The organism is Enterobacter sp. PL_is379, from assembly GCF_055817355.1.
This window is the reverse complement of sequence record NZ_JBVPGT010000022.1, coordinates 45,076-61,397: the sequence shown is the minus strand read 5'-3', so window position 1 is coordinate 61,397 and position 16,322 is coordinate 45,076. Positions and strand designations below refer to the sequence as shown.

Genomic DNA, 16,322 nt, shown 5'->3' with positions numbered 1-16,322 from the left:
GCGAAGGGAGACTGAAAATAGTAAGGAAAAATAATGATTTTGTGGCGGGGATAAAAAGAAAAATTGTCGGCCTTTCCGCGAAGGAAAGGACCGACAATTGAACCGGTTATCAGGCGACAGGGCGCGCGATAATACTGCGGGTTTCCATGCGAACTTCGGCGATAGTGACGTCAATCACGTCGGTGACCTTGTAAACTGTTTCACCCTTAATTTGCACGGTACCGTTTTCCTGACTACAGACCATTTCGTCACGAACCGCATGCAGGAACGGCGCAGGAATAAACGCGACAGCACCGTTATCGACCAGGCGGACGCGCATTCCCCCGCGGCTGATATCGATGATCTCCGCGGCGAAACGGGTATCCGTCCCGGCTTTATCCTGCAGGAAGCGAGCGTACAGCCAGTCTCCAACGTCACGTTCCGCCATGCGATTCAGACGGCGGCGATCGGCCATCTGCAGCGTGGTGTCCTCCTGAGGACGAGCAACGGTTTCGCCTTTGATAATCGCTTTCAGCAGACGGTGGTTAACCATATCGCCATACTTACGGATTGGCGATGTCCAGGTGGCGTATGCTTCGAGGCCAAGACCAAAGTGCGGGCCCGGCTCGGTACTGATTTCCGCGAATGACTGGAAGCGACGAATGCGGCTGTCCAGGAAGCCCGACGGCTGCGCGTCCAGTTCGCGGCGAAGCTTGCAGAAGCCTGGCAGGGTCAGCACTTCTTCCGGATCAACATGCACATCGTGATTCTTCAGCAGGGCCGCCAGCGCTTCGGTGTTCGCCGGATCAAACCCGGTGTGGACGTTGTAAATGCCAAAGCCCAGCTTGTCGCGCAACACGCGTGCGGCGCAGATGTTGGCGGAAATCATCGCTTCTTCAACAATGCGGTTCGCAATGCGTCGCGGTTCGGCCACGATATCCAGCACTTCGCCTTTCTCACCCAGAACAAAGCGATAATCCGGACGATCTTTGAACACCAGCGCATGGGTTTGACGCCACTCGCTGCGGTTGAGACAGATGCGATGCAGCAGACGGATCTGCGCGGCAATGGCGTCTGATTCAGGTTTCCAGCTACCGGTATTTTCAAGCCAGTCGGACACGTTATCGTAGGCCAGCTTGGCTTTCGATTCGATAGTGGCAGCAAAGAACTCGATATCGTCTTCAATCGCGCCATCCGCAGCAATGGTCATGCGGCAGGCAAGGACCGGGCGCACTTCATTTGGACGCAGCGAGCAAAGATCGTCTGACAATTCGCGCGGCAGCATCGGAATGTTGAAGCCCGGCAGGTAGTTTGTGAAGGCGCGGATTTTCGCCGCGTCATCCAGCTTGCTACCTTCGGCAATCCAGGCGGTGGGATCGGCAATGGCAACGGTCAGGTGCAGTTTGCCATCGTCGCTCTCTTCAGCGTAGAGCGCATCGTCCATATCTTCGGTGCTGGCGCTGTCGATGGTGACAAACTCCAGCGCGGTGAGATCGCGACGCGTCAGACCTTCGTCCTGCATCTCGGTCGCTACGCCGTTCGGCGCTTCTTTTTCAAGATTGTGGCGTGCCAGCGTGACCCACCATGGCACGAAATGGTCGGCGCCAAAGGTGATGAATTGGGTCAACTCAGCATAAAAACCGCGATCGCCTTTCAGAGGATGACGGCGCATTTCCGCTACGGCCCAGTCACCTTCTTTAAAATCATGCTCAACGCCACGGGCGGCGCGGCAGGGAATGGCATCTTTCAGCAGGGGATGATCCGGCACGATAGAAAGCCGATCGTCTTTTCGCTGCACCTTACCCACAAAACGGGTCAGGAACGGTTCGATCAGTTCTTCCGGTTCAGCGGACTCGCGATCCTTCTCGGTATGAATGACGGCCATGACGCGATCGCCATGCATCACTTTCTTCATCTGCGGTGGCGGAATGAAGTAGCTTTTCTGCGCGTCAACCTCAAGGAAGCCAAAGCCCTTTTCCGTGGCTTTTACGACCCCTTCTGCACGCGGCGTCTGGGAATGCAGTTGCTGTTTAAGCTGCGCTAGCAGCGGGTTGTCCTGAAACATAATGTTCTATTTTCGTAGCCATTGAGCGGCTGACAGTTTTACGCGATTCTCACTGTCTCAGCAAGCGGTCTTTGGGTAATGAGTGTGGTTATTCCTCTTTACCAAACGCCACTTTCAGACGATTGAGCCAGCCATCAAACGCACTTTGGGTAAGCAGCGTGATGGCATATTCGCCCTGGAGTCCTTGATCCGTGAGCGGGGTAAACTGCGCGGCGCTGAAGCGGTCCGGAGAGCGGGTCAGCAGTTCGACCGCCGCCGAAAGTGCGGGTGACGTCTGCGGGATCTCTGCGCGGCTGTTTAACAGGATCTCTCCGGTCAGGTCGAGCAGCGACGGCTCATGGCAAAGCACCGGCGTCAGCGCCTCCAGCGCGGGTTCGGCCTGCCAGCGAGACAGCGACTCAAGCTGATGCGCACTCGCATAGCGCAGCTCCACGACGGGCAAAAGCGGCACCCATGCATCGTGGCTCGCGGGAAGCGTGTGCGGCTGAATATGATGGCCTGGCAACCAGCGAACAGGATGTCCCAACAGGGCCTGAAAAATCGCGACGACGCGCGCCTGAAACCCGATAAACCCGATAATCTGGTTAATCACCACGATGTCGTACGTGGACAGCCCCACCTCATCAAGCTGGTTCTGCGCTTTATCATCAATGACATCAGGAGAGCTGGCGAGCTGGCGGGCATACTGGGTGATCTGTGCCAGGCGGCGGTTGCTTTCGCGCGAGGAGTCCGGGCCGGGAAGCGGGGCGAGGAGGGCGGCGTAATGGTTACAGAGCCGCTGAACGCCACAGGCCTGTGCGACCGTTAGCGCGGTACTGAGCCGATCGTAAGCGCTGAGCGTATGCAGGCGGTTCACGGGGATCGAGAGCGGAAACAGCTGGTGGCATAAGGCTCTGGCAGGAGTAAGCCAGCCAGAACAGGCGGCGACAATCTCATCAGGCAAGGCTAAATCGAGCAAAAAACGATCGTCGACGTTAGCGGCTTCGGGCACCAGGGGCAGAACATCCGTCTGCGCGTGGTTTGACTGGGTTTCATGATACCAGTGGCCTTTGCCGGAAAAACGGCGTTGTTCCATGTGCGTTCCTTGATCTCAAAATGGCGATCAATATCCTGGCGTAAGGCAGATAAAGGGAAAAATATTGTTAGGTGATAACAAATAGCAGAACGGAATAACGAAGGGGTGACGCGGGGGAAAATACTCTCTTCCCGGGCGGGAAGAGAGTCACAGCTTATTTAATTTCCAGCTCGTTCATTGCAGCGATGTTGAAGCCGCCGTCAACGTGAACCACTTCGCCGGAGATACCCGCGGAAAGGTCAGAGCACAGGAATGCTGCAGAGTTACCCACATCTTCAATGGTAACGGTACGACGAATCGGGGTAACCGCTTCGCAGTGTGCCAGCATTTTACGGAAATCTTTAATACCGGAAGCGGCCAGGGTGCGGATAGGACCTGCAGAGATGGCGTTAACGCGCACGCCTTCAGGACCCATCGCGTTCGCCATGTAGCGTACGTTTGCTTCCAGAGACGCTTTAGCCAGACCCATAACGTTGTAGTTAGGGATAGCACGTTCAGCACCCAGGTAGGACAGGGTCAGCAGGGCTGCGCCCGGGTTCAGCATCGCGCGGCAGGATTTCGCCATCGCAACGAAGCTGTAGGAGCTGATGTCGTGCGCGATTTTGAAGCCATCACGGGTAACCGCGTTCACGTAGTCGCCGTCCAGCTGGTCGCCAGGAGCGAAGCCGATGGAGTGAACGAAACCGTCGAATTTAGGCCATGCTTTTGCCAGTTCAGCAAACATGCCGTCGATGCTTTCGTCTTGTGCAACGTCACATTCCAGAACAATGCTGGAACCCAGCTGCGCGGCAAACTCTTCAACACGGCCTTTCAGCTTGTCGTTCTGGTAGGTGAACGCCAGCTCAGCGCCTTCGCGATGCATTGCCTGTGCGATGCCGTATGCGATGGACAGTTTGCTGGCAACGCCAGTCACCAGAATGCGCTTACCGGAAAGAAAACCCATAGCTTTAATCCTTATATTCATTGCTAATTTTGCCTTGTAATTCATAGTGTTACAGGCAGTATTTCAAAATCATTCGAAATTAGCTCGAAATTATAGCCCACTCACAGCCCCTTGTGTCACGATATTTCTCGCACTTCTCCGAAGACGCCTGCCCCGAAGAATGCACCGCGGACTCGCGGGGGCTCAAAATTTCAGCATTCGTCCAGTATATCACCCGGCAACAGCTTCGCCTCATCCAACCAGAGAGGCAGCGTGATTCCACCAGGGTATTCAGGCTTTCCTGATGTTGTCGACGAAACGCGCAATGACGATAAAGAAAACCGGTACGAAGAAGATCGCGAGAAGCGTACCGCTAATCATGCCACCAAATACGCCGGTACCGATGGCATGCTGCGTACTGTCGCTCGCCCCCCTGGCCAGCATCAACGGAACAACCCCTAAGCTGAAGGCTAACGATGTCATCAGAATCGGACGCAGGCGCTGGCTGGCGGCATGAATGGTAGCCGCCAGCAGGGGCTGCCCCTGGCGATGGAGCTGCCTGGCAAATTCAACAATCAGAATGGCGTTCTTGGCCGACAGGCCGATAAGCGTAATCAGGCCGACCTTAAAGAAAACGTCATTCGTCATGCCGGCAACAAACACCGCTATCACCGCGCCGATAAGACCCAACGGAACGACCAGCATGACCGCAAAAGGAATAGACCAGCTCTCATACAGGGCTGCGAGCACCATAAACACGACCAGTATCGACAGGACAATAAGGCCCGGAAGCTGAGATTCCGATTTTCTCTCCTGCAATGCACTCCCGGCCCACTCGCCCGCCATGCCCTGAGGTAACTCTCTGGACAAACTCTCCATAACCTTCATTGCGGTGCCGCTGGATACTCCTGACGCCGCATTTCCGGTAATGCGAAGAGCAGAATAACCCTGATAGCGCGTCAACTGCTGCGGCGCAACGTTCCAGGAGATCGTCACGAACGTTGATAACGGCACCATCTCACCCATCCGGTTTTTCACTGATAGTTTCAGTATCTGCTCAGGCTGCATTCGGTAGGGGGCATCGGCCTGAATAATCACCTGTTGAACGCGGCCGTTGTTCGTATAGTCATTAACGTAATTTGAGCCCAGGGTAACGGAGAGCGTCTGGTTGATTTCATCAAATGAGACGCCCATCGCTTCCGCCTTTTCCCGGTCAACCTGGAGCGCAAGGCTGGTTCCTTCCGGCAGACCGTCTATATAGACGTCACTCAGTTCAGGACGCTGATTGGCTTGCAGGACCAGCGCGTCGGCAGCGCGCTTTAACGCCTCGTAGCCCAGTCCTGCTCTGTCCTGCACGTACCAGGTGAACCCCGAGGAGGTGCCCATATCTGAAATGGCCGGCGGGAGCAGGCTCATCGTGACGGCATCAGAGACGTTCGCCATGCTGTCCTGTATATGTTCGGCTTCATCCTGGGCCGTCGAGCCCTGCCGGTTTTTCCAGTCCTTCAGCGTGGTGAAGGCCATAGCCGAATTCGGTCCTGAACCTGAAAATCCAAAACCCAGGATCATAATGTTGCTTTCAATATCCGGTCGGGCCGTAATTTCCTCTTCAAACTTTTTAACCACGTTAAGGGTGCGCTGCATCGTGGCATCAGAAGGCAGCTGGATTGAGGACATAAAGTAGCCCTGATCTTCGTCCGGCAGAAAGGACGACGGTAACGAAGACAATCCCAAAAACAGCGCAGCACAAAGCGCAACGTACAGGAGCAGCATACGCCCGGTTCGCTTCAGAACGGCACCCAGCCCGGCTTCGTAACAGACGGTGAGCGAACGGAAGCGCGCGTTAAACCCTGCCGCGAACCGTCCACTTCCGCTCTTTCCTGCCTTGTGCGGCTTGAGTAACGTTGCGCACAGGGCAGGGGTCAGCGTCAGGGCAAGAAACGCGGACAGCAGTATGGAGACTGCCATAGAAATACAAAATTGCCGGTAGATAATCCCGACGGACCCTTCAGCAAACCCCATGGGGATAAAGACGGCGGTGAGCACCAGCGTGATCCCGATAATCGCCGGGGTGATCTCCTGCATGGCTTGCCGGGTAGCGTCCCGTGGGGACAGACTTTTTTCCTCCATCAGTCGTTCAACGTTCTCCACAACCACAATGGCATCATCAACGATAATCCCTATCGCCAGCACCATGCCGAACATCGTCAGAATATTGATGGAGTATCCGCTCAATAACATCACCGTGAAGGTGCCAAGAAGTGCGACGGGAGCAACAATCGCCGGGATAAGCGTACAGCGTATCTTGTGCAGAAACAGCAGCATAACCAGAAAGACGAGGACCATCGCTTCCACAAATGTCTGAACAACCTTCACGATAGAAAGTTTCACAAACGGCGCGGTATCGAAAGGAACCGTAAACACCATTCCGTCGGGTAACACCCGGGAAAGCTCGTCGATGCGCGCACGCACGCCTGAAGCCGTACTCATTGCATTGGCGCCTGGCGACAGCTGGATTGCCGCCGCCGTCGAGGGCACGCCATTTTCACGGATACCAAAAGCGTAGCTTTGCAGGCCGGATTCAATCCGCGCAATGTCGGATAATTTCAGGCGGGCGCCGGATGCGTCAGATTTCAGGGTGATATTCCTGAACGCCTCGACCGAGGAGAGCTGTCCCTTTACGGTGATGGGATACGTTACCCCTTGTCCTTCAGATGCGGGCTCATCTCCCGTTTTGCCGGGCGAAACCAGGGCATTTTGCTGGCCAACAGCAGTAAGCACATCGCTCACCGAAAGGCCGTAGCTGTGGAGCTTCATTGGATCCAGCCAGATACGCAGCGCTTTTTCGCCGCCAAACAGCTGGACTTTCCCTACGCCGGGCACGCGACGAAGCTCGTCACTGACGTTTCGGGCAAAATAGTCGCTTAAGTCGGCTTCCTCGAATTGACCGTTGGTGGACTTCAGCCCCACCATCATTAAAAATCCAGAATTAGCGGCCTCGACGTTAATGCCATTTTGTCTTACCGCCTGAGGAAGACGAGGCTCGACGATCTTAATCTGATTCTGTAGATCCATCTGTGCCAGCTTGATGTCCGTGCCGGGTTTAAACGTGACGGTAATCGATGCCGAGCCGGTTGTGTCACTGGATGATTCGAAATAGAGCAAATTATCGACTCCAGAGATTTCTCGCTCGATTAACGACACCACCGACGTATTCATGATATCGGGGCTGGCCCCCGGGTAACTGACGGAAATGATGATGCCTGGCGGTGCCACCGCCGGATACTGCGCAACCGGCAAACGAGGAATAGACAGGAGACCCGTCAGGACGATAAACAGCGCCACTACCCAGGCGAAAATGGGACGTTCGATAAAAAAAAGAGGCATTGAGTTATTTTTGTGCAAAAGAGTGAGATAGAGACTCTACCGCGCACCTGTTTAGCGGAAGTGGGCGGTTTATGGAGGCCGTGTGGATCAAGGGCTCAAATCATTCTCATAATGAGGTACAGCGGTGATCCGCCAAAAAAAATGATCAAATAACACTCGTAATAAAAGACGAGATCCTCGATATCGGGCATCGCGTTTAACAGCACGGTGAACGTAATAATGAGATAAACAAAAATCACCATCAGCCAGAAGGCGACGACAAATAGCTCAGTTAGCGCACCAGCTTTATTTTGGATTATCAAAGTGACAACCGACAATGCGATACAGCCATAGATGATGGGTGATGAGAGCAACGTCGAGGCGACTTTTTCATCCACTCTGTGGACCAGCACCAGCCAGGTATAAAGTAATCCCCACGACAGCAGCAGAAACAGGGAATATATGCCCAGTTTTTTAGGAGAGAAATATTTTGAAAGTTCCATGTTCATTATTGCAGCCAACTTCATAAAATCTTTAAGAAACAGTGGTAATTTGCAGCGCGCAATGCACAACGCGTTATGCCTCAATAGCGATTTTGAACGGACATTGTCGAGTCTTTATTGACTGAATGTGTAGGCTGTGTGGAGAAATAACCGGGCATTTAAATCAACCGGGAAATTTTCGTAACTACGGCACTTTTTCCCGGAGGCTGTGTCTTATTGTGCTAAAGATATCTGATAGCGTGCTTAAAGGGATTTCACCCGCGGAGATAATATGAACAAAAATACGCTGATCCTGGTTGTTGAAGATGAAGACGAAATCGCCGATATACTGATGAGCTACTTAGAGCGTTCGGGAATGAAAACGCTGAGGGCCAGGCAGGGCGAGCAGGCGATAACGCTTAATCGCCTCCATAAACCGGATCTCATCTTGCTGGACATTCACCTGCCCGTGTGTGACGGCTGGAGCGTGCTTACTACGCTTCGCCATGAAAGTGCTGTCCCCGTCATTATGGTTTCCGCTCTCGATCAGGACGTCGATAAGCTTATGGGTCTGAGGCTCGGGGCGGATGATTACGTAATCAAACCCTTTAACCCCTCTGAGGTTGTCGCACGGGTTGAGGCGGTGCTGCGCAGGACAAAACCTGCGCTTCAGCAGGCGGGTTCCCTGCCGCTCAGAACGCCCTTTATTACGGTCTATCCGGATGATTTCTACGTGGAAGTCACCGTGGGCGAAGAGGTTATCTCCCCGGTATTAACGACGACCGAATTTAAATTACTTACCTGGCTGGTGCGTTATCCGCGAAAGGTCTGTTCCCGTGAAGAGTTACTCAACGCGTGTCTGCCGGAAGGCGATACGCTCGACAGAACGGTCGATAGCCATATGAGCAAGTTGCGTAAAAAACTGGAGCTTGCCGGTCTTTACGGTGTTCCCGAGAGCATCAGAGGCATGGGCTACCGGCTTGGGGAAAAGAAATGAATAAAGAGTCTGTCCTGAGTCGTCAGATCTTAACGTATATGCTGTTGCTGACGTTTACGATAATTGCCATCGCCATCCTGGGCTCCTGGTTTTTTTACTCCTTTATTCTGGATCACCTCCCGGGCGGCCCTGCTGCGGGCGATGATGAACAGATGACGATGTGGGACTGGGCATGGATTGGGACCGCGACTACGATCAGTATGATTATTGCCCTCTTTTTCACGGTCAAACTGTCATCGCGAATACTCACCCCGCTAAACGCGGTCGCGTCCAGCCTGAAAAAGATTTCTCAGGGCGATCTGGATGCCCGGGCATTCTGTGCCAGTTCCCGGCTGGGTGAGATCAATCACCTTGTGACGGATTTCAATGAAATGGCGGAAAAATTACAGACGCTGGATATTCAGAGGAAATCCTGGAATGCGGCTATTGCGCATGAGCTGAGAACCCCGGTCACGATCTTACGCGGAAGGCTTCAGGGGTTGGTTGATGGTGTTTTTACCCCGGACCCGGTGCTGTTTAATAATCTTCTCAAACAGACGGAAGGGTTAACCCGCCTGATTGAAGATCTCCGGGTTGTCAGTTCGGATGGCGGGGCGGGATATACGCTATACCAGTCGAGAACGGATTTAAAAGGGACAATACAGGACGCGCTCGATACCTTCATGCCCGAGTTCAGCCGTAAGGCATTTACCGTCAATACAGAACTGAGGGATCAGCAATGCGTATTCGATCCGTTACGCATCAATCAGTGTCTGACCGTTTTATTTGACAATGCCTTACACTATTCTACCTCGCGCAAACTCATCGTGAAAAATGGCGTTTCTGATAAAGGCAATTATATCCTTATTCAGGACGGGGGGCCGGGCATCCCCAGGGAGTTTCATGATTTCTTATTTCAGCCGTTTCAGCGCGATAATGGCGCCAGGCAGTTGAACCCGGAAGGCTGTGGTTTGGGCTTGTCGGTGGTAAAAGCCATCATGCTGGCGCATGGTGGCGATGTTACCTATACCTTATCGACGCAAAACCACTCGATATTTAAACTTACCTGGCCCGACTCGTGAGTTTCAGCGGCAGGTCAAATGCACCTGCCGGCGATAAATGCCATATTTTTCCTAACTTAGCATCCCATTCCTGCGGGGTAATCGTCAGTTTACCGCGTCTCGGGCTTAAGGTTATTTCACTGAAATAGATGTCTTCTTTTTTTAGCATGAGGTCAACGCGGCAGTAGTCAATGCCATCCGCCAGCTCCTGGGATGCCAGCAACGCTTGTCGGAACAAGACCGGTTCGTCTGGATTTACTGAAGTATTCGGATACTCCATCTGGAAGGGTTGTAAGTTCCAGTGCCTGTCGTAAACGTTGATAAAACCGTTGCCGTTATCATCCGTAAAATCCGCTTCAACATAGTGGGCGACGCCATGAAAGCAATGGATCCTCAGCATTTCGGGCGTCGTATTCCTGTCAGCATCATCGAAGAGATCGACGAATGGCTCGCAAAGTATACTCGGCGTAATGTTTTTGTACTGCCACTCACGCGTGGTGTAGTACAAATTTTTCTTTAACGCGAGGCTCAGTTTTTTACGCGCTTTCTTGTCGTTAAATTGCGCTTTGTTCGTACATATTATTGTGCTGCCACTATCATGGTTGCACTTAAGGACGAATTTGTCAGGGAGCACGGAAAAATCAATCTGCGACGCCCTGGTATAAACGCCAATTAATGGCACCGTTTTCACGCGCGTTGTTCTGGAGGAAACGTATGCCCGAACGGCGAGTTTATCGGCAAGCATCGTGTAGAGGTTATTATGGTCATAGACCAGACGATGACATATTTTTTCACTCAACGTCGTGGGTGATTGAATGTCAGGTTTTGTCCCGGATGTTTTCTCGAGCCTCACAGTATGAAAGTACAGGTCCGTCATTAAGAATGAACGGCATTTTCTGATGAGATACTCGGTATATTTGAGAACGTAAGTGGCGTTGTTCATTTCTTCTCCTCCGTAATGTCCGGATATTCTGGAGAAGAACTGTTGATTGATATTGCTTAAAAGATGGAGCAGGGATGGAGACGAAAATTAAAAGGATTAAATAGCGTGTAAAGGCTATTTAATCCTTATTGAACGGTGCAACGTTTGTTTACCGGTCTTTGCGCCATGCATCGGCGGTTAATGCTTCACCGAAATGACCGGCTATCAGTCGTTTTGTCAGCTCATGAAGCGGTGAGGCCATCACATCCGCCGTGCTGCCGCGCTCGACCACTTCACCCTGGTGCATGACCATCACCTGATCGCTGATATGCTTCATCATTCCCAGATGTTGGGTGACATAGATATACGAGATCCCCTGTTTTTCCTGCAATTCCAGCATCAGGTTAATCAGCTGAGAGCGCATCGACATGTCCAGCGAGGCAAGCGCTTCATCAGCAATGATCACTTTTGGCCGCAATATCAACGCACGCGCCAGACCCAGACGCTGTTTCTGGCCGGGGGCCAGCATATGCGGGTAGTAGCTTTCGTGATCCGGTAACAGCCCAACCATGCGCAGAGTTTCAAATACGCGCTTACGGCGCGCCTCTGGCTCCAGGTCGGTGTTCAGACGCAGCGGAAAATCGAGGATCTGCGAAATGCGCTGGCGTGGATTAAGCGAGGTAGACGGATCCTGGAAGATCATGCGGATGCGCTGGCTGCGGAAAGAGTAATCCCCGAACGTCAGAGGATGATCGTCAATCAACACTTCGCCTGCCGTCGGTTCAACCATGCCGGCGAGCATTTTTGCCAGGGTGGATTTCCCGGAACCGTTTTCGCCAATGATCGCCAGCGTCTGTTTTTCACGCAGCGTAAAGCTCAGCGGCTTCACCGCGTCGACAGTTTGGCGATGAAACAGCCCCGTGCGGTAGCGAAAGGTCTTACTCAGGTTGCGGACTTCCAGTAAGGTTTCGACCATTTCACTCTCTCTCCATGTTCAGCGGGAAATGACAGGCGTAAAGATGATTTTTCGCCCCGGTCAGGCGTGGCGTCTCGATACATTTACGCTGAGCATAGGGACACCGCGGCCCCAGACGACAGCCTATCGGCAGGGATTCCAGCAGCGGAATCGCCCCCGGTAGGGTATTCAGGCGGCTTTTATGCGGCATTGCGCTGCCAAAATCCGGAATCGCGCGGATAAGCGCCTGCGTATACGGATGATGCGGCGCGGTGATCAGGTCTTCACTCGGCGCGGTTTCGACCGTTTGCCCGCAGTACATCACGTCAATTTTATCCGCCCATTTGCTGAGCATTTGCAGGTCATGGCTGATCAGCAAAATGGTGGTGTTGTTATTCTGGTTGAGACGCGACAGCAGGCGGAAGATTTGCGCCTGCGTGGTGGGTTCCATCGCGTTGGTGGGCTCATCCGCAATCAGCAAACGCGGCTGATTAGCCAGCGCGATGGCAATCATTACTTTCTGACATTCGCCGTCGGTCAGCTCGTACGGGAAGCTGCGCATCGCATCTTTGTGATCTTTTATCCCGACGCGGTGTAAAAGCTCGATGGCGCGACGCTTGCGCCAGCCAACGCGCTGCCACCAGCGGCCTTTATAGGTCCAGCCGGGGATGTTTTGCATCAGCTGTTTGCCCACGCGTTCGGACGGGTCGAGACAGGACTGCGGCTCCTGGAAAATCATCGAGACGTTATGCCCGACCAGCTTACGCCGCTCGCGGGGGGAGAGGCGCAGCAGATCGATATCATCAAAACGCATACGGTCTGCGGTGACGCGCCAGTTGTCTTTCGCTACGCCGCAGATGGCTTTGGCGATCAGGCTTTTGCCTGAGCCGGATTCACCCACCAGCCCGCGAATTTCACCCTCCGCGAGGGTGATGCTGATGCGATCGACGGCTTTAACCCAGCCTTCACCGGTTTTGAATTCAATGGTGAGGTTGCGAATATCAAGAAGCGGCATTATTGCACCCCCGCATTAATTGCACGGCGAATACCGTCGCCCAGCAGGTTGATGAGCAGCACGCTCACCATAATGGCCGCACCCGGCAGCATAACCGTCCACGGTGCCACGTAAATTAACTCCAGCGCGTCACCGAGCATCGCACCCCATTCGGGCGACGGCAGCTGCGCGCCGAGGTCGAGGAAGCCGAGCGCCGCGATGTCCAGGATCGCCATCGACAGGGCGCGGGTGATCTCAGTGACCAGCCCGGCGGCGATGTTAGGCAGCACGGCAAACCACAGAATGTTGAAGGTCGTCGCGCCGTCCAGACGGGCTGCGACGACATACTCTTTTTCCAGTTCATCATGCACCATGCTGTAAACCGAGCGCACGATGCGGGGCAGGATAGCCAGCCAGACAGCGAACATGGCATGCGACAGATGCGGACCGGCAAAGGCAACCACAATGATCGCCAGCAGCAGGGACGGAATCGACAGCAGCGTATCCAGGATGTGGTTAAGCACCGCCGAGCGCAGGCCATGCGTGGATCCTGCAAAAATACCGAGCGCCAGCCCGCAGATCGTTGCCGCGAGCGTCACCACAAATGCGCCGCCAACCGTCGGGGCTGCACCGCTCAGCAGGCGGCTCAACACGTCACGTCCGAGGTCGTCCGTTCCCAGGAAGAAAGAGACTTCACCGTAGCGCGACCAGGACGGTGGCAGCAGCTGATAGCCAAGGAACTGCTGGTCAATGCCGTACGGTGCAAACCACGCGCCAAAGACGCACAGCAACACCAGACCGGCACAGCCATAAAGGCCGATCATTGCCGTGGTGTCACCATAGAATTTACGCCACACGGTACGCAGCACGCCGGGCGTGCGCTTTTCACTGTATACGCTATCGTAAGGCATACCATTCCTTATGCTTCAATGGGTTAGCCATAGCACCCAGAATATCGGACAACACGTTGACAATAATCACCAGCGAACCAATCACCATCACACCCGCAGAAATAGCGGCGTAGTCCTGCTGGCGAATGGCGTTAATCAGCCATCGCCCAAGGCCTGGCCAGCTAAAGACCATTTCGGTGATCATGGCCAGCGTCAGCATGGTGGAAAACTGTAATCCCAGACGCGGAATAACCGGCGGTAGCGCGTTGTGCAGGACGTTGCGACGCAGTATGGTCAGGCGTGACAACCCGCGCGTGGCGGCGGCTTTGACGTAGTTCTGGTCAAATACCTCAATGGTGCTCAGGCGCATCAGGCGGATCACTTCGGTTGTCGGCGCAACCGCCAGGGTCAGCACCGGCAGTACCATATGGCGCAGGGCGCTGACGATCATCTCGTGGCGCCACACCGAATCGGACAGCCACGCGTCAATAATGGCAAAACCCGTCACCGTTTTAACCGTATAGAGCAGGTCAAAACGCCCCGAAACCGGCAGCCAGCCCATCGTCAGCGAGAAGAAAAGCGTCAGCAGCAGCGCCAGCCAGAATACCGGGATGGAGAAGCCGAACAGGGCGAGGGCGCTGATAAACTTATCCTGCCATTTGTTGCGATAGATCCCGGCCAGCATGCCCACGGGAATGCCAACCATCAGGGCAAAGCCGAAGGCCAGAATGCACAGCTCCATCGTGGCCGGGAACACCTCTTTCAACTGCTGGGAAATCAGCTGCCCGTTAATGCTGGACACGCCGAAATCCCAGTGCAGGAGCCCGTTAAACCAGAAGAGCCAGGCATCCCACAGCGACGACCCCTGAAGCGGGGCATGGGGCGTGAAATAGCTCAGGCTGAAGCCGACAAAGTTCAGGAAAAAGAGCGTCACCAGCAGCAAAAGGAGCCGACGTAAGGTAAAAATAATCATGGTTTTTTCACCTCTTGTTCTTTTTCACGCGACACGCCGGCGAACGAGGCGTTGCCGAACGGACTCAGTACCAGACCTTTAATATCATAACGATAGGCCTGAAGACGCAGGGAAGAGGCCAGCGGCAGCACCGGCAGTTCCTGGGCGAGGATCTTCTGCGCTTCATCATAGGCGTCAATACGTGAGGCCAGCTGCTGGGAAGCCAGCGCTTTTTGCAGCACGGCGTCAAACTCCCGGTTACACCAGTGGGCGTAGTTGGTCTGCGAGTTTATCGCCGCACAGCTCAGTAGCGGCCGGAAGAAGCTGTCCGGATCGTTACTGTCGGTCGCCCAGCCGGTCAGGGTTAAATCATGATTCATGTCCATCAGGCGCGCCTCCTGGAAACGGCCCTCAACCGGTACGATGATCACTTTGACACCCACCTGCGCCATATCTGCCTGCAGCAGTTCGGCGGTCTTGAGCGGGCTGGGGTTCCACGCCTGGGAACTGGTGGGCACCCAAAGCTGCAGCGTCAGGTTTTCTGCCCCCAGCGCTTTCAGCTGTTCACGCGCTTTTGCCGGATTGTATTCCGTAATTTTAGCTTCACCGTCATAGGCCCACGAGGCGCGCGGTAAAATTGAGGCGGCGGTTTCCGCCGTGCCGTAGTAGATCGACTGCATCAGGCGCTGGTTGTTAATGGCCAGCGCCAGAGCGTGCCGAACGGCAGGGTTATTCAACGGCGGTTTATCTGTGTTAAAGGCCAGATACGCGATGTTCATCCCCGGGCGTAACGTCAGACGCAGGCGCGGATCGTCGCGCAAAATCGTGAGCTGGCTGGCCGCGGGCCAGGCAAGGACGTCACATTCCCCGGTGAGCAATTTCGACAGACGTCCCGTTCCGCCAGAGCCGAGATCCACCACCACCTGCGGCATCAGCGGCGTACCGCGCCAGAAGTGTTCATGGCGCTGCAGACGAATATATTGACCGGCGCGATATTCGGCCAGCTGGAACGGACCTGTGCCAACCGGCTGGCGATCGAGCAGTTCCTGACGATCTTTTTTCGTCAGGTTCGCCGCGTACTCTGCCGACATGACGGACGCATAGTGGGTTGCCAGGTGCCAGAGGAAAGAGGCATCCGGGCGCGTCAGCGTAAATTCTACCGTGCGGTTGTCCAGCTGGCGCACGCTCTTGACGGTGTCGGCAAACTGCAGGCTGTCGAAATAGGGGAAGTTGCTGCCGTTAACGTTATGCCACGGGTGGTTGCGGTTAAAGATACGCTGGAAGGTGAAGACCACGTCATCTGCGTTCAGCTTGCGCGTGGGGGTAAACCACGGTGTGCGTTGAAACGCGACGTCATCGCGCAGGTGAAAACGGTAGGTAGCGCCGTTATCCAGCACTTCCCAGCTTTCCGCAAGCTCAGGCACCAGACGGTAGGTATACGGGTCAACATCCAGCAGACGATCGTAAAGCTGCGCGGCAAGGGTATCCACAATCAGGCCGCTGCCCGCTTTTTGCGGGTTGAAAGTATCCACCTGGCCGCTTACGCAATAGACGAAGCCGCTGTCACGAATGTCAGGCTGCGGCGTTAGCCCGGGCGCGGCAAAGGCCAGGCTGCTAAACAGACCAAGTGCAAAAAAGGACGATAAAACCAGACGCATAATTTTTAAGGTATTATATATGAAG

13 protein-coding genes are annotated in these 16,322 nt (G+C 54.4%); 2 read left to right on the top strand and 11 right to left on the bottom strand.

The features are described 5' to 3' along the window. Window positions 1-109 precede the first annotated feature (109 nt). The 5 genes from AC0TOY_RS04190 to crrC all read right to left on the bottom strand — a co-directional run bounded on the left by AC0TOY_RS04190 (window position 110) and on the right by crrC (window position 7,910). On the bottom strand, window positions 110-2,044 hold the full coding sequence (locus tag AC0TOY_RS04190) for an exoribonuclease II (RefSeq protein WP_370883570.1): 1,935 nt from the start codon (window positions 2,042-2,044) through the stop codon (window positions 110-112). An 88-nt stretch (window positions 2,045-2,132) separates the two neighbouring features. Next, entirely contained in the window at window positions 2,133-3,119 is a 987-nt protein-coding gene (locus AC0TOY_RS04185) for a CMD domain-containing protein (RefSeq protein ID WP_024907130.1), read from the bottom strand. Window positions 3,120-3,273: 154 nt separating this feature from the next. Beyond that, entirely contained in the window at window positions 3,274-4,062 is a 789-nt protein-coding gene (gene fabI / locus AC0TOY_RS04180) for an enoyl-ACP reductase FabI (protein ID WP_003856831.1), read from the bottom strand. Window positions 4,063-4,332: 270 nt separating this feature from the next. After that, window positions 4,333-7,428, bottom strand: coding sequence for a multidrug efflux RND transporter permease subunit (locus AC0TOY_RS04175; protein ID WP_473721516.1), 3,096 nt, complete (start codon window positions 7,426-7,428; stop codon window positions 4,333-4,335). 95 nt (window positions 7,429-7,523) lie between these two features. Next, complete coding sequence (gene crrC, locus AC0TOY_RS04170) at window positions 7,524-7,910, bottom strand: colistin resistant protein CrrC (protein ID WP_032647855.1); 387 nt, start codon at window positions 7,908-7,910, stop codon at window positions 7,524-7,526. A gap of 271 nt (window positions 7,911-8,181) precedes the next feature. On the opposite strand from crrC, the gene AC0TOY_RS04165 reads away from it, so the two are divergent. Both AC0TOY_RS04165 and AC0TOY_RS04160 read left to right on the top strand, forming a co-directional pair. After that, window positions 8,182-8,886: a response regulator gene (locus AC0TOY_RS04165; RefSeq protein ID WP_024907133.1), complete on the top strand. Its 705-nt coding sequence runs from the start codon at window positions 8,182-8,184 to the stop codon at window positions 8,884-8,886. Then, window positions 8,883-9,947, top strand: a complete 1,065-nt coding sequence (locus AC0TOY_RS04160) for an ATP-binding protein (RefSeq protein WP_048991917.1) — start codon at window positions 8,883-8,885, stop codon at window positions 9,945-9,947. Before AC0TOY_RS04165 ends, AC0TOY_RS04160 begins: the two co-directional genes overlap by 4 nt. Here the strand turns inward: AC0TOY_RS04160 and AC0TOY_RS04155 are convergent. The 6 genes from AC0TOY_RS04155 to sapA all read right to left on the bottom strand — a co-directional run bounded on the left by AC0TOY_RS04155 (window position 9,928) and on the right by sapA (window position 16,297). After that, entirely contained in the window at window positions 9,928-10,869 is a 942-nt protein-coding gene (locus AC0TOY_RS04155; RefSeq protein WP_473721515.1) for an ATP-grasp fold amidoligase family protein, read from the bottom strand. The genes AC0TOY_RS04160 and AC0TOY_RS04155 overlap by 20 nt on opposite strands. Before the next feature lie 148 nt (window positions 10,870-11,017). Next, entirely contained in the window at window positions 11,018-11,824 is an 807-nt protein-coding gene (gene sapF / locus AC0TOY_RS04150; protein ID WP_023312051.1) for a putrescine export ABC transporter ATP-binding protein SapF, read from the bottom strand. A 1-nt stretch (window position 11,825) separates the two neighbouring features. Continuing rightward, window positions 11,826-12,818, bottom strand: a complete 993-nt coding sequence (gene sapD, locus AC0TOY_RS04145) for a putrescine export ABC transporter ATP-binding protein SapD (RefSeq protein ID WP_008501228.1) — start codon at window positions 12,816-12,818, stop codon at window positions 11,826-11,828. Continuing rightward, window positions 12,818-13,708, bottom strand: a complete 891-nt coding sequence (sapC, locus tag AC0TOY_RS04140) for a putrescine export ABC transporter permease SapC (RefSeq protein WP_024907136.1) — start codon at window positions 13,706-13,708, stop codon at window positions 12,818-12,820. The genes sapD and sapC overlap by 1 nt, the downstream gene beginning before the upstream one ends. After that, window positions 13,695-14,660 (bottom strand): putrescine export ABC transporter permease SapB, encoded by a 966-nt coding sequence (gene sapB, locus AC0TOY_RS04135; RefSeq protein WP_024907137.1) that lies wholly within the window; start codon window positions 14,658-14,660, stop codon window positions 13,695-13,697. Before sapB ends, sapC begins: the two co-directional genes overlap by 14 nt. Then, a complete protein-coding gene (gene sapA / locus AC0TOY_RS04130; protein ID WP_473721514.1) occupies window positions 14,657-16,297 on the bottom strand; it encodes an ABC transporter substrate-binding protein SapA in 1,641 nt (546 codons plus the stop codon). The genes sapB and sapA overlap by 4 nt, the downstream gene beginning before the upstream one ends. Window positions 16,298-16,322 lie beyond the last annotated feature (25 nt).